Source organism: Kineosporia mesophila, from assembly GCF_021129235.1.
GTDB lineage: Bacteria > Actinomycetota > Actinomycetes > Actinomycetales > Kineosporiaceae > Kineosporia > Kineosporia mesophila.
Map to the genome: position 1 here is coordinate 54,943 of NZ_JAJOMA010000017.1, position 12,357 is coordinate 67,299.

At 69.9% G+C, this 12,357-nt stretch carries 18 protein-coding genes and 1 pseudogene; 8 read left to right on the forward strand and 11 right to left on the reverse strand.

From position 1 onward, the window contains the following. Nucleotides 1-33 precede the first annotated feature (33 nt). Nucleotides 34-660: a TetR/AcrR family transcriptional regulator gene (locus LR393_RS35615; protein WP_269327733.1), complete on the forward strand. Its 627-nt coding sequence runs from the start codon at nt 34-36 to the stop codon at nt 658-660. Between the two features lie 21 nt (nt 661-681). On the opposite strand, the gene LR393_RS23020 is transcribed toward LR393_RS35615, so the two are convergent. Genes LR393_RS23020 through LR393_RS23030 form a run of 3 tightly spaced genes read right to left on the reverse strand, consistent with a single transcriptional unit; the run spans nt 682 to nt 2,009 of the window. Next, a complete protein-coding gene (locus LR393_RS23020) occupies nt 682-1,410 on the reverse strand; it encodes an SDR family oxidoreductase (protein ID WP_231486227.1) in 729 nt (242 codons plus the stop codon). A gap of 37 nt (nt 1,411-1,447) precedes the next feature. Continuing rightward, nucleotides 1,448-1,657: an NADPH-dependent FMN reductase family protein gene (locus LR393_RS23025; RefSeq protein WP_231486228.1), complete on the reverse strand. Its 210-nt coding sequence runs from the start codon at nt 1,655-1,657 to the stop codon at nt 1,448-1,450. A gap of 31 nt (nt 1,658-1,688) precedes the next feature. After that, on the reverse strand, nt 1,689-2,009 hold the full coding sequence (locus LR393_RS23030) for a hypothetical protein (protein WP_231486229.1): 321 nt from the start codon (nt 2,007-2,009) through the stop codon (nt 1,689-1,691). 96 nt (nt 2,010-2,105) lie between these two features. Here LR393_RS23030 and LR393_RS23035 point away from each other — a divergent pair, with 96 nt between their 5' ends. Both LR393_RS23035 and LR393_RS23040 read left to right on the forward strand, forming a co-directional pair. Next, a complete protein-coding gene (locus LR393_RS23035; RefSeq protein WP_231486230.1) occupies nt 2,106-2,474 on the forward strand; it encodes a DUF2255 family protein in 369 nt (122 codons plus the stop codon). A 61-nt stretch (nt 2,475-2,535) separates the two neighbouring features. Then, nucleotides 2,536-2,823, forward strand: a complete 288-nt coding sequence (locus LR393_RS23040; RefSeq protein ID WP_231486231.1) for a nuclear transport factor 2 family protein — start codon at nt 2,536-2,538, stop codon at nt 2,821-2,823. A gap of 103 nt (nt 2,824-2,926) precedes the next feature. Here LR393_RS23040 and LR393_RS23045 read toward each other — a convergent pair whose 3' ends face one another. Continuing rightward, a complete protein-coding gene (locus LR393_RS23045) occupies nt 2,927-3,829 on the reverse strand; it encodes a LysR family transcriptional regulator (RefSeq protein WP_231486232.1) in 903 nt (300 codons plus the stop codon). 115 nt (nt 3,830-3,944) lie between these two features. On the opposite strand from LR393_RS23045, the gene LR393_RS23050 reads away from it, so the two are divergent. Further along, nucleotides 3,945-4,544: an NADPH-dependent F420 reductase gene (locus LR393_RS23050; RefSeq protein WP_231486233.1), complete on the forward strand. Its 600-nt coding sequence runs from the start codon at nt 3,945-3,947 to the stop codon at nt 4,542-4,544. Between the two features lie 248 nt (nt 4,545-4,792). On the opposite strand, the gene LR393_RS23055 is transcribed toward LR393_RS23050, so the two are convergent. From LR393_RS23055 to LR393_RS23070, 5 genes are all read right to left on the reverse strand, one after another. Continuing rightward, nucleotides 4,793-5,773 (reverse strand): M28 family peptidase, encoded by a 981-nt coding sequence (locus tag LR393_RS23055; protein WP_231486234.1) that lies wholly within the window; start codon nt 5,771-5,773, stop codon nt 4,793-4,795. 41 nt (nt 5,774-5,814) lie between these two features. Further along, complete coding sequence (locus LR393_RS23060; protein WP_231486235.1) at nt 5,815-6,051, reverse strand: hypothetical protein; 237 nt, start codon at nt 6,049-6,051, stop codon at nt 5,815-5,817. Next, nucleotides 6,044-6,166 carry a hypothetical protein gene (locus LR393_RS35620; protein WP_269327734.1) on the reverse strand — a complete coding sequence of 41 codons (123 nt, stop codon included), beginning with the start codon at nt 6,164-6,166 and terminating at the stop codon, nt 6,044-6,046. The genes LR393_RS23060 and LR393_RS35620 overlap by 8 nt, the downstream gene beginning before the upstream one ends. A 135-nt stretch (nt 6,167-6,301) precedes the next feature. Then, on the reverse strand, nt 6,302-6,910 hold the full coding sequence (locus LR393_RS23065; RefSeq protein WP_231486236.1) for an MmyB family transcriptional regulator: 609 nt from the start codon (nt 6,908-6,910) through the stop codon (nt 6,302-6,304). A 57-nt stretch (nt 6,911-6,967) separates the two neighbouring features. Then, nucleotides 6,968-7,135 (reverse strand): helix-turn-helix domain-containing protein, encoded by a 168-nt coding sequence (locus LR393_RS23070; protein WP_231486237.1) that lies wholly within the window; start codon nt 7,133-7,135, stop codon nt 6,968-6,970. A gap of 113 nt (nt 7,136-7,248) precedes the next feature. Here LR393_RS23070 and LR393_RS23075 point away from each other — a divergent pair, with 113 nt between their 5' ends. From LR393_RS23075 to LR393_RS23085, 3 genes and pseudogenes are all read left to right on the forward strand, one after another. After that, nucleotides 7,249-7,995, forward strand: coding sequence for an SDR family oxidoreductase (locus LR393_RS23075; protein ID WP_231486238.1), 747 nt, complete (start codon nt 7,249-7,251; stop codon nt 7,993-7,995). Between the two features lie 242 nt (nt 7,996-8,237). Then, nucleotides 8,238-8,330: pseudogene (locus tag LR393_RS36590) on the forward strand (transcriptional regulator); the annotation flags it as partial. Between the two features lie 185 nt (nt 8,331-8,515). After that, nucleotides 8,516-9,514, forward strand: a complete 999-nt coding sequence (locus LR393_RS23085) for an aldo/keto reductase (protein ID WP_231486239.1) — start codon at nt 8,516-8,518, stop codon at nt 9,512-9,514. A gap of 172 nt (nt 9,515-9,686) precedes the next feature. Here LR393_RS23085 and LR393_RS23090 read toward each other — a convergent pair whose 3' ends face one another. After that, nucleotides 9,687-10,649, reverse strand: a complete 963-nt coding sequence (locus LR393_RS23090; protein ID WP_231486240.1) for an alpha/beta hydrolase — start codon at nt 10,647-10,649, stop codon at nt 9,687-9,689. 145 nt (nt 10,650-10,794) lie between these two features. On the opposite strand from LR393_RS23090, the gene LR393_RS23095 reads away from it, so the two are divergent. Continuing rightward, nucleotides 10,795-11,139, forward strand: a complete 345-nt coding sequence (locus tag LR393_RS23095; RefSeq protein ID WP_231486241.1) for a putative quinol monooxygenase — start codon at nt 10,795-10,797, stop codon at nt 11,137-11,139. Here the strand turns inward: LR393_RS23095 and LR393_RS23100 are convergent. Then, entirely contained in the window at nt 11,085-12,017 is a 933-nt protein-coding gene (locus LR393_RS23100) for a LysR family transcriptional regulator (protein WP_231486242.1), read from the reverse strand. The two genes, LR393_RS23095 and LR393_RS23100, sit on opposite strands and share 55 nt — an antisense overlap. Nucleotides 12,018-12,357: the final 340 nt, after the last annotated feature.

A 12,357-nucleotide genomic window follows, 5' to 3' on the forward strand; every position in this document is an offset into this window, starting at 1 on the left:
CACCTGAACAGCGTTCATGACCATAATGGGCCGATGACCGGTTCGGGAAGCCCACCCAGACGAACACGGGACGACGTGGCCGACATGGCCCTGTACCTGCTGGACGAGCGCGGGCTGCCCGACCTGACGATGCGTCACCTGGCCACTGCCCTCGGCGTTCAGCCCAGCGCCCTGTACTGGCACTTCCCGAACAAGCAGGCTCTCCTAGCCGCGGTCAGCGAACGGATCCTCGCGCCGGTGGGCGAGGTCACGGTCGAGAACCTGTCCGTGCCCGCGGCCGTGCTCGTGGTGGGCGCCCGGATGCACGCGAGCCTGCTCGCCCACCGGGACGCCTCCGAACTGGTGTCGAGCTCACTGGCCCTCGGGCTCGTGGACTCCCCCGTGCGTCTTCCGCTACTGACCGTCGGGCGCGCCCAGGGCGTGCCCGACACCCTGTCCGAGGTGGCGGCCGAGGCGGTCATGCACTTCGTCGTCGGCTTCACGTTCCACGAACAGCAGCGCCTCGTCGCGGATGCGCTCGGGCTGCTGGAGACCGACGAAATCTCAAGCGGCCATGACACCTTCACCGACGCGCTGACGATGATTGCCCAAGGCCTCGCGGCGTCCCTGGACCGGCACCAGGGCCCGCCCGCCCCAACGGGAGAAAGCCAGGCTCCCTAGCCGGCTCGGGTTGCCCACGCCTCAGCCGAGCTGGTCGGCGGGACGCAGGAGCACCTCGTTGATCACCAGGTGCCGCGGGCGGGCCAGGACGAAGGCGATGATCTCGGCGACCTCCGCCGGGCTGACCCTGGCCACGTCGTACATCTGCTGCACCGCGTCGCGGGTGGCATCGTGCGTGATGTGGCCGGGCAGCTCGGTGTCCACCACGCCCGGCTCGATCAGGGTGACGCGCACGTCCGGCAGGACCTCCTGACGCAGCGACTCCGACCAGCCGTTCAGTCCCCACTTGGTGGCGGCGTAGACGCCGTTACCGGCCCGGGCCGTGCGCCCGGCTACCGAGGAGATGTTGACGATGTCACCGCCGCCGTCCTTGAGCTGGTCCAGGAAGACCTCGGTGGTCGTGATGGTGCCGAGCAGGTTGCTCTCGATCATCCGGCGGTAGTCCTCGCGCTGGTCCGACGAGAACGGCCCGAGCAGCATGATTCCGGCGTTGTTGACCAGCACGTCGGCGGGGCCGAGTTCGCGGGCTATCTGCTGCGCCGCGGCCAGGAGCGAGTCCCGGTCGGTGACATCGGCCTGGACCGCGAGCGCACCCTCCCCCAGCTCGGCGGCGAGGGCCTCGATCCGGTCGGCCCGGCGGGCCAGCAGCGCCACCTGGTAGCCCTCGGCGACCAGAGCGCGGGCGGTGGCCGCGCCGATCCCGGAGGAGGCGCCGGTGATGACTGCGACGCGAGCGTTCTTGATACTCATGATGTTTCCTTCAGTGGTTGTCATGGTTTGTCGGCCATTAGTTGAGTCCAGCTGCGGTGAGCCAGACTTCGAGTTCTTCGGCCGCGTCGGACACGGTCTTTCCGCGGACGGCCAGGCCCTCCCCCACCTCAGCGCCCGGCAGTGCCTTGCGGTGGTCGGCGTCGACCCCGCTCATCCCGCTCACCGCGTAGGTGACGAACGGCAGGACGGTCTTGCCGGCGTTCTCGATGAAGGTCCGCATGATCATGGGCGCCTGGGTCTCCACACCGGACTGCCGATCAGCACTGTGTCGTACCCGCTGAGGTCCGGGAGCGGTTCGGCGATCCCCGGCCGGGCGTCGTCCTCCTGCTCTTGTGAATTGCGCTGCACCGTGGGTTCGTACGCTTCGGGGTAGGGTCGGCCGCCTCGATCCGGTAGACGTCGCACTCGATGCGTTCGGTGATCATGTCGGCACGAACCTCGGTGTTCCCCACCTCCAGAACCCTTCTGCCTTCGTTGAAGTAGTTCTCACCGGTCCGGGAGAAGTACACGAGCAGGACGCCGGAGAGGCCGCTGCTCACCGCGGCGCCGCCGATTCGTCGCTGATTCGTCGCTGCCACCAGGGAACGCCCCTTCGCCGGCCCGTACCAGTGACGCCTTTCCCCGGTAATGCCAGACCCTCCCTGGCTCCTCACCCAGCACCTGACGTCGGTGACATGGACAAGCAGGTCGAGGTCCGCACCTTCCTCACCACCCGCCGCGAGCGGTTGACCCCGGACCAGGCCGGGGTACAGATGCACAGCGGCGGGCGGCGCGTCCAAGGACTGCGCCGTGCGGGACCTGGTGGCGGCCCGGAGAACGGCTGGTTCCGGCGGGCCGAGCAGGCCGGCCGGGGCCGGATCCAGGTGGCCGGCCGGGAACGCGACGTGCTGTTCCAGACCCCGCCCGACCAGGTGCACGAAGGGCTCGATGCCACCCTGCACGCCAAGTACGACCACTACGGGCCCGGCCCGGTCGGCGCGATCACCGGCCCGCAGGCCCGACCCGGCACCCTGCGCGTGGTCCCGCTGGACGCCGGCGGCTGATGCGGCGAGCACCGACCACGAGACCACGACCCGGACCGAGGTCGGGCAGGCCTACCGGACGATGTACCGCAGCAGGCTCGACCGGGACAGCGACCTGCTCCACGGCCTGCCCGATCCCGGTCACACGCTCACCCACATGACCTGCTACCGGTCATCGCGCACCGAGTGGCTGCAACAGATCGGTTCCGGCGAGACGAGGTACCTCTCGGCGCGACCGGTGAGCGTTGCGGTGGAGGTCGCCGACGGTGAGGCGACCGTCGTCGATCAGGCCGTCGTCGACACCACCCGTCCGGGGCTGCCGGGGCACCTGGAATCTGCTGACGGTCGTCGATCGGATGGGCCTGGGTGACCCGGCCGAGCCCCGGAACAAGCGGATGGAAGCACGCAATCAGCAGCTCTGCGTCATGTTTCAGATCAGTCACCGGATCACCGGCAAGCGCTGAGACAGGGCCTCAGGAACTGGAATTGTCGCCCACATGCCACATTTCGTAGTTCCCGCACTCGGCCGTGATCCCGGCCGTCGCCCGGGCCGCGGCGAGGAAATCGCCGGCCACCGACGAGGTGCCCGACGCCGCCACCGCGAGGCAGACCTGGTCGGGCGCCAGATCTGCGACCGGAACGTAACTGATCTCCGGATGGGAGTAGAACACCGTTGCCGAACGGGCCAGGAACGAGATGCCCCGGCCGGCCGCGACGTGCTCGAGCGTCTCGTCCACCCCACGCACGCGGTACCCGGCGTCGGGGTGCGGGAGCCGGGTCGGCTGCGTGCCGGCGTCCGCCGGCCACAGCAGCGGCTCGCCCGCCAGGTCGGCCTCGGTGATCTGCTCCTTGCCGGCCAGTCGGTGGCCGGCGGGCAGCACCGCCACCCGCGGCTCGACGTACAGCGGGGTGACGCGCAGGCCGGCCTCGTCGATGGGCAGGCGCACGTAGGCGATGTCGATGCGACCGTCGAGCAGCATCGCGGCCTGGTCGTCCGCTTCGATCCGCTGCATGTCCACGGTCACGCCCGGGTGCCCGGCGGCGAACTGGCGGACCGCCGGGGTGATGGTGATGCCCGCGCGGAAGCCGACCATGAGCCGCCGGCCGCTGCGCGCGGCCGCGGTCACCCGGCGGCGGATCGCCTGGGTGGAGGCCAGCAGCGGGCCGGCATCGGTCAGCAACTGGCGGCCGGCGTCGGTCAGCGCCACGCCGTGACTGTCGCGGGTCAGCAGCGGGGTGCCGAGATCTTGTTCCAGTGCGCGGATCTGCCGGCTGAGCACCGGTTGCGCGATGTGCAGCTCCTCGGCGGCGCGGCCGAAGTGCAGGGTCTGCGCGACGGCGACGAAGTAACGCAGCTTGCGCAGGTCCAGATCCATGGAGCCTCCCGGTCCGGCAATGTCCTGAGGGTATCGCAACCGCTGAAAGAGGTCTTGGACACCTCCGGGGGCCGGTGGCACCGTGAATGGCGCACCCGAAACCTCAGGAGAACACATGCGCTACGCAATTATCGGCTTCGGCAGTATCGGCCAGGCCCTCGCCAAGGCGTTCGCCCGCAGCGGCATCGAGGTGTCCGTGGCGACCACCCGCGACCCGGAGAGCATGGCCGGCACCGCGGCCGCGATCGGGCCCGAGATCGTCCCCGTCGATCTGGCTCAGGCCCTGACGGCGGACATCATCTTCCTGGCCGTGCGTTTCGAGGCACACCCGGGGGTCGCCCAGGCGCTGCCGTCCTGGACGGGAAAGACCATCGTGGATGTGACCAATGCCTACGGTGTCTCTCCCGAGCTGCTGGGAGGGAAGTCGTCGGCCCAGGTCGTTGCGCAGGCCTTCACCGGGGGAAAGGTGGTGAAGGGCTTCAACCATCTGGTCGCCGGAGTCCTGGAGCAGGATCCGGCCGTGCACGGTGGACGCCGGGTCGTGTTCCTGGCGAGCGACGACGAGGGCGCGGCAGCGCAGGTCGGTGCGCTGGCGGAAGACCTCGGATTCGCGCCAATCGAGCTCGGCGGGCTCGCGGAGGGTGGGCTGCTGGTGCAGGCGAGCGGAACCACCTGGGGTCAGCTGATCTTCAAGGATCTGGTCACGTTCGGCTGAGCGGTCCCGGGTCCACGCATCTCCCGGCGACTCTGCCGGGGCACGTCCGTGACGCGCGGGAATGGCTTGTCCCACGGGCCGTTCCCGCACTCGGGGCAGGGCGGCACGACCTGGGCCGAACTCGCCTGCCCGTAGTAGCCGCAGAAGCAGGTGTCGGACGAGGTCTCGGACGCGGGGAGCGGATCAGCCATGGAGCCATCTTCCCCGAGGTATCACCTCACGCCACTCGGTGGTACCCCGTACCGCCCTCAGAACCCGCGCCGAAGAGCCCTGACCACCGCCGTCGACAGCTCGGCCACTTTCCCGAAATCGACTTCCCCCGCGACGTCCCCGGGAAGGTGGTAGCGATGGTTCCGGAACGACGCCGTGCAGGTGAGCATCAGCGACGGGACGCCCTTGTCCCAGAACGGCGCGTGGTCGGAGCGGTCGAGGTTGCGCAGGGGCCGGGCGACCTGTGTCACCAGGCGCCCGGCCAGACCGCCCGGCCGGGGTTCCTGACCGACCAGAACACGCAATCCGTCAGCACTTTCGCGAATCGTTTCGGCAGCCCGGCGCGACGACCGCTTGCAGATCGCCAGCACGAAGTCGCCCCGGCCGCCCTGGCTCGCGATCTCGGCCGCCGCCTGCGGGAAGACCCACTTGAGCACACCCACCTGCTGGGAGCCCGGCTCGCTGGTGAAGGTCCCGACCGACTCCAGGCAGATCACGTGACGAAGCCCCCGCCGGAAGCGGCGGTCCCCGGCGAGCGCGCGCGAACCCATCTTGCCCAGCTCCTCCATGTCCACGAGGGCCAGCCGCACCACGGGCGCGTCGGGCAGCGCGGCCAGCAGCCGAGCGCACTCCAGCACCGCGGCCACCCCCGAGGCGTTGTCGTCGGCGCCCGGACTGTTCTCGACGCTGTCGACGTGCGCGATCAGGAGCACGGCCGGGGCCTCCGGGGAGTGCTGCGGGAGGTGAGCCAGCAGATTCGTGCCCTCCAGCCGGCGGTACAGCCGGACCCGGCGCCACAGGGGTGCGGTGCCGCCCTTCTCCGTGACCCCGATGGCCCAGCGCATCACGAAGGGAACGTGCCGGGTCGTCCATCCGTAACCGTCGAGCTCGGTGGCGAGGTAGTCCATGGCCTGTTGCAGGGCCTGCGGGTGGTGCCGACGCCCGCGGGGGCTGCCCGCCAGGGTCCGCACGTGCTTCTCCACCCGCTGCTCGTCGGCCGTCTCCGGTGCGCTGCTCATCTGGCGTGTCTCCTCCTGAGGTTTGCGGAGCATCCTCGCAGTCAGCAGTCAGACAGGAACCGGTGCAGGACAGCGGCCCCGAACCCCTGGGCCCGGGTGGGGACGCGTTCGTCCACCCCGTGGAACGGCGCGGTGAGGTCGAGGTCGGGCGGCAGCTGGAGAGGAGCGAAGCCGAAGTGAGGGATTTCCAGGCGCTGGACCGACCACGTCCCGTACCTGCTGCGGATCAGCGCGGCGGCCCGCGCCACCACCTCGTCGACAGCGATGATCTCAGCCACCGGCCGACAGCTGTTTCCCGCGGCAAAGGGCCTGTTCGCGCCACTGCGGGGGCACGTGCGGCGGGATGCGCTCACCGGTGACCGCGCGAGGCACCGCGGTGACCACGTCACTCATCCGGCACACGGTAGGAACCGACACCGGGCAGGTCAATCGTCGCGGCGGCGGAGCGAAACGAAAATGACTGTCAAGAAGGGAATTCTGCCTATAGACAGACGGAGGACCCGCCGTCGCCCGAGGCCGCTGGTCCGGTCACGGCCCGCGGCGCACGTGGCCCAGACGCTGGAAGAGCTCACGCGTCGGTGAGCCGGGTTCCGCGCAGTAGGTGATGAGGCGCTGCCCGGTCTCGGGGATGTGCAGCACCTGGCAGTCGAACTCCAGGGGGCCCAGGGTTTCCGAGTCGATCTTCTTGGTCACGCGGCGGCGGGCGTCGACCTCGTGAGCGGCCCACATCCGCTCGAATATGGTTGAGGTGCTGATCATCTCGGTGATCAGGGCATCCAGTCCCGGGTCGCCGGCGTAGCGGGCGTAGGAGGCCCGCAGGTCGGCCACGGTGGCCCGCGCGAAGGCGGTGGCTGATTCGCCGTCCCAGCGGGAGTCGTCCCGCGCGGCGTGGAACATCCAGCGCACCATGTTCCGGTTCCCGGTCGGGTCGTCGACCGCGTGGTGAATGAAGTGCAGGGCCAGGTCGTTCCAGGCCAGCAGATCATACTTGGCGTCGACGACGTAAGCCGGGACGTGTGTCATGCTCTCCAGCAGCAGGCGCACCGTGGTGCCGACCGCGTCGCTGATCCCCGGGGCCTGTGGTGGTGCCCCACCGGCCGCCCGGTACAGGTACTCCCGCTCGTCGCGGTTCAGCATGAACGCCCGGGCCAGCGCCGCGAGGATCTGCCGGGACGGGTTCGGCCCGCGTCCCTGCTACATCCGCACGTAGTAGTCCACGGAGATCCCCGCCAGCTGGGCCACCTCCTGGCGGCGCAGCCCCGGCGTGCGGCGACGCTCACCGTCGGGCAGACCCACATCGCGCGGTTGCAGTCGCGCCCGCCGCGCCCGCAGGAAGAGGGCGAGCCGTTCGGGGGACGTCATTGCCTCAGGATCGCGTACCGGATCCTGCGGTGGCGACGTCCCAGGGTGGTATCTCCCGTCCTAGTCTGCAGCGGTCCCTCCACAGCCGCAGGTCACGCTGCCAGGGTGAGGACATGACGACAACAGCTCTCATCACCGGAGCGAACAAGGGCATAGGTTTCGAGACCGCCCGCCTCCTGGGCGAGCGCGGTTTCACCGTGCTGGTCGGCGCGCGCTCCGAGGCCGGCGAGGGCGCGGCCCGCACCTTGCGGGAGCGTGGTCTGGACGCTCGTTCCCTGCGCATCGACGTCACCGACGATGCCTCCATCGAGCGGGCCCGGGCCGAGGTGGGGGCTGAGTTCGGACGGCTGGACGTGCTGGTGAACAACGCCGGGATAGCCTCGTCCACCGCGGTGGGCACCCGGGGCGGGCCCAGTACCGCCACCCGGGCCGCCATGCGGGAGATCTACGAGACCAATGTTTTCGGGCTCGTGGCGGTGACCAACGCGTTCCTGCCGCTGCTGCGCCGGGCCGACGCGGCGCGCATCGTGAATGTGTCCAGCCAGGTCGGGTCGTTCCGCTCGGTCGGCACTCCCGGCGAGTCACTGTGGTACGTCACGACGATTCCGTACCCGACGTCGAAGACGGCCGTGAACATGATCACGCTGATGTATGCCAAGGAACTCGCGGACACCCCGATCAAGGTCAACTCCGCCGATCCCGGCTACTGCTCCACCGATCTGACCGGCCGGACCGGCGAACGCACACCCGAACAGGGCGCCCTGGTCAGCGTCGCACTGGCCACGTTGCCGGCCGACGGGCCCAGCGGCCGGTTCTTCACCGACGGCGATCCGACGCTGAACGAGCCGCTGCCCTGGTAGTGCCCGAGCCTCGTCGCGACCCCGGCCAGGGGCTCCCTGCCATGGCACCTTTCGGCAGTGACTTCCCCGATGGAGGACTCGCGTGAGGGGTGTAATGGCAGGGCCTCCCAGCTGCGGGGTTGCGGTTCTACGGTGATCCGGTGAACCACCGCGACGAGGTCAGGACCTTCCTCACCACCCGGCGGGGACGTATCCCGCCCGAACCGGCCGCACTTCCTGTGTACGGGCGTACCTCCCGCCGGGTGCCGGGTCTGCGCCGCGGTGAGCCCGCCCAGCTCGCGGGCGTCAGCGTCGAGTACTACTCACGCCTGGAACGGGGTGACATCTCGGGCGTGTCCGACGGCGTGCTCGAGGCGCTGGCCCGGGCTCTACGACTGGACGAGTCCGAACGTGCCATCTGGCCGATCCGGCCCGGACGGCTCCATCCCCGGCCTGCAGATCGGTCTGGCCGCCGCCGCGACCCTCCTGGACATCTCCACCCTCATCGGGCTCAGAGTCGGCCCCCGTTAAAGGAATCGCCGTGACGGAACAGCGAAATCTCGGAACCAGCGGACTGTCGGTCTCGGCCATCGGCCTGGGCTGCATGACCATGACCGGCGGCTACGGCGGCCGGCCCGATCGCCAGGAGATGATCTCCCTCCTGCACCAGGCCGTCGACCTCGGCGTCACGTTCTTCGACACCGCCGAGATCTACGGCCCGCACGTCAACGAGGAACTCCTCGGCGAGGCGCTGGCCCCCTTCCACGACCGCGTGGTGATCGCCACCAAGTTCGCCCAGGACATCGATCCCGGCACCCGTACGTCCCGCGACCGGATGCTGACCCCCGACGACCTCCCCCGCGTCGTCGAGGGATCCCTGAAGCGCCTGGGCCTCGACGTCATCGATCTGTACTACCAGCACCGGGTCAACCCCGACGTGCCGATCGAGGAGTTCGCCGGCGCGGTGAAGAACCTCATCACCGCCGGAAAGGTCAAGCGCTACGGCCTGTCCGAGGCCGCCGCGGGCACGATCCGCCGGGCCCACGCCGTCGAGCCGGTCACCGCGGTCCAGAGCGAGTACAACCTGTGGTGGCGCCGCCCCGAGGACGACGTCCTCGCGGTCTGCGCCGAACTCGGCATCGGGTTCGTCCCCTTCAGCCCGCTGGGCAAGGGCTTCCTCACCGGGACCATCACCGCGTCCACCACTTTCGAGAAGGGAAACGACCTGCGGGCCAGCATCCCGCGCTTCGGCCCGGACGCCCTGCGGCACAACCTCGCCGTCGTCGACGAGGTCACCGCCATCGCCCGGACCCACGACGCCACCCCCGGCCAGATCGCCCTGGCCTGGCTCCTGGCCCGCGAACCTTGGATCGTGCCGATTCCCGGCACCACCAAGCTGCACCGGCTGGAGGAGAACCTCGCTGCCGCCCGGATCACTCTGACCGAGACCGAGATCCGTCAGCTCACCGACCTCTCCGCACGCATCCAGGTCGAGGGCGGGCGCTACCCGGAATTCCTGGAGAACCAGACCAACCTCTGAGCCGAGCAGGACGCCCTGGCGGAGCACACCCTGACCAGCGCCCGGCCGGCCTTCGAGGCCGCCGGCGACCGGCTCTGGAGGGCTCTGACGCTGTACCGGCTCGTCGAGGTCGACCTCGACGCCGCCCGGCGGGCCACCGACGGGCCGCGGCGTCCGGGTACCCGGGGTTTCGTCACCCGAGCGGGTTCTGCGACCCGGCCAGGAGACGCACCATCCACGCCAGACGGGCCGCCCGGGCATCCTGGCTGATGCGCGCCTGGGGAGCGATCCAGTCGAAGACGTGACAGCCGCCCTCCCAGACATGCAGTTCGGCCCGGCCGCCGGAAGCCCAGATCCGACCCGCGTACGCCACCACCTCGTCCCTGAGCGATTCGGCCGACCCCACGTCGAGGAAGGCCGGGGGCAGACCGGACACGTCTTTGGCGCGGGCGGGCGCAGCGTACGGTGAAACGTCCGGGCCACCGCGGTCGCCGCCGAGCAGCGAGCTCCAGCCGAGCCCGTTCCAGCTGCTGTCCCAGATGTCCAGGCCGTCCATCTGACGCACCGAGAAACTGTCGTTGTGGTCGTCCAGCATCGGCGACATGAGCAGCTGGCCGAGCAGGCGCGGACCCCCGGCGTCGCGCAGGGTCAGGGCGAGCGCGGCCGTAAGGCCGCCGCCCGCACTGGTTCCCGCGGCGATGATCCGGTCCGGGTCGAGCCCCAGCTCGGCCGCGTGCTCGACGGTCCACAGCAGGCCGGCGTGGACGTCGTCGACGGGCGCCGGGTGGGGATGCTCGGGAGCGAGCCGGTAGGCCACCGACACGAGTGTCGCCCCCAGAGCCTCGGCCTCGTCCAGCAGCGGATCGAGGACGATGCGGTGGTCTCCGCTGAACAAGCCGCCACCGTGCGTGTGGTAGATCACCGGACGCGGGCCGGGCAGGCCGGCCGGGGCGCAGATCAGCAGGCTGACCCCCGCCGGTCCGTCGACGGTCCGCTCGCTGACCACGAACCGGCCACCCCGCGAAAGTGTCTCTGCCGACGGTACTTCGGTCGCGTCCTCGGCCCGCAGAGCGGCCAGCCGGTCGGCGGTCACAGGTGCCGGAGTCAGCACGATGTGGGGCTGAAGTTCACGGTCGAACGGGACGGGTCTGGTCACCTGGTCATCATTCCCTACAGCGACCTACCTCCGGGGCCGGCCCTGACCGGCCCTGACCGGCTCTCCGGGGTCATGCCGTCAGGGCATGCCGTCATGCCTCGATCGGTCTGGCCATCTGCGCTGCGCACGTACCAGCCTGATCGTTATGAGTGACGAGAGCACGCTGATGACCATCACCGAACGTGGCATTCCCCTGTTCATGAACAACACCCTGACGATTCGGGCCGACCGGCTCGAGGAATACCGCAGCGCCCTGCTGGACGTACTGCCGCAGGCCCGGGCCGAGGCCGGGTGCCTCTACCTGAACGTGGGTTTCCTGCTCAGCGACCCGAGCGTGATCGTGCTGTCGGAGGGCTGGCGGGACCTGGTCGAGTACCGCGACGAGGTGCTGGCCCGGGACTACTTCCAGAAGTACCTCGCCCTCAGTGAGGAGACCTACGCCGAGCCGCGGGTGGTCCAGGTACTCGGCTCGCTGGAGCCGCCGGCCTGAGCACCGAGCACGTGCTGTACGAACCGCTGGGCGGTGACCGATGCGGCGTGCGCCACCACCGCGATCTCCGGGCGGCTGGGAGAGAGGTCCTCCACCCGGCGGATCCGGATGCCCTTCATTCCCGGGCTCGCCATCTCCGTAACGGTGGAGGAGGGGACGAAGGCGATGGCCTTGCCCAGCCGGACGGCGGCCACCACGTCGCTCGCGCTTCGCACCGCCGGACCGCGACGCCAGTGGTGCCCGTCGACATCGGCCCCCGCCCAGTGACCCGCCTCGGGCACTGACATCCCCGCCCAGAACGTGATCGGATCGTCCCAGAGATCGGACACGGCCAGAGTCGGCTGGTCGGCGCGGGGGTGGTCGGCCCGCAGCACCACCACCCGCGCCTCCGGCCCGAGCGGAACGACCTGCAGATCCCGCTGGTCGTAACAGTCGCGCAGGAAGGCGACGTCCACTTCGCCGCTCCGCAGTGCCTCCGGCTGCGACTCCCAGTCCCGGGCCGCCACGTCGATGCTCACGCCCGGATTGGCCGCCTCGAACGACTCGCACACGGCCGCGCATCGCGTGACGTCGCAGGCGCGGGCCGTCACCCGCAGCGACGCGGGCCCGGGCTGGATCGCACGAACCCGCTCCAGCGCGGCGCGACTGCGTTCCAGGACATCGTAGGCATCTGCCAGCAGCACTGAACCGGCCTGGGTCAGCCGCGTGGCCCGGGGGCCTCTGTCGAAGAGCCGCCGGCCGACCGTACGTTCCAGCGATCGCAGCGCCCGCGACAGTGCGGGCTGAGTGATCTGTAGCCGTTGCGCCGCCCTGGTGATGCTTCCGGTCTCGGACACGGCGATGAGATAGGTCAGGTGTCGTAGCTCCAGGTCCGGCATTCAGCGATTCTAGATCTCTGCCCTCAGCCGTTCTTGCCATTGCCCTTCCGCGCAATCCCCCTGCGACCGACGGCCGGACCGTGTTCCCGCTCGACCCGGACGCCCCGTTCCCTGGCCCCGTCATCGTGACCGCGTCTGTGCGAAACCTGTGCTCGGGATGGGCAACCCCGTGCCCTTTTGCTCGTCTCCACCTCGCCGGGCCGGGCAACGATCCGACCGGCACGATCACGACTTCCCAGGGCCCGCCAAGCTGACCGCACCGACCTGAGGAAGGCCCGGAGATCTTCTCTCGGCAGGTCAGAGGCCCTCTGGGCAAATCTTTTACGACATCGACCGACCT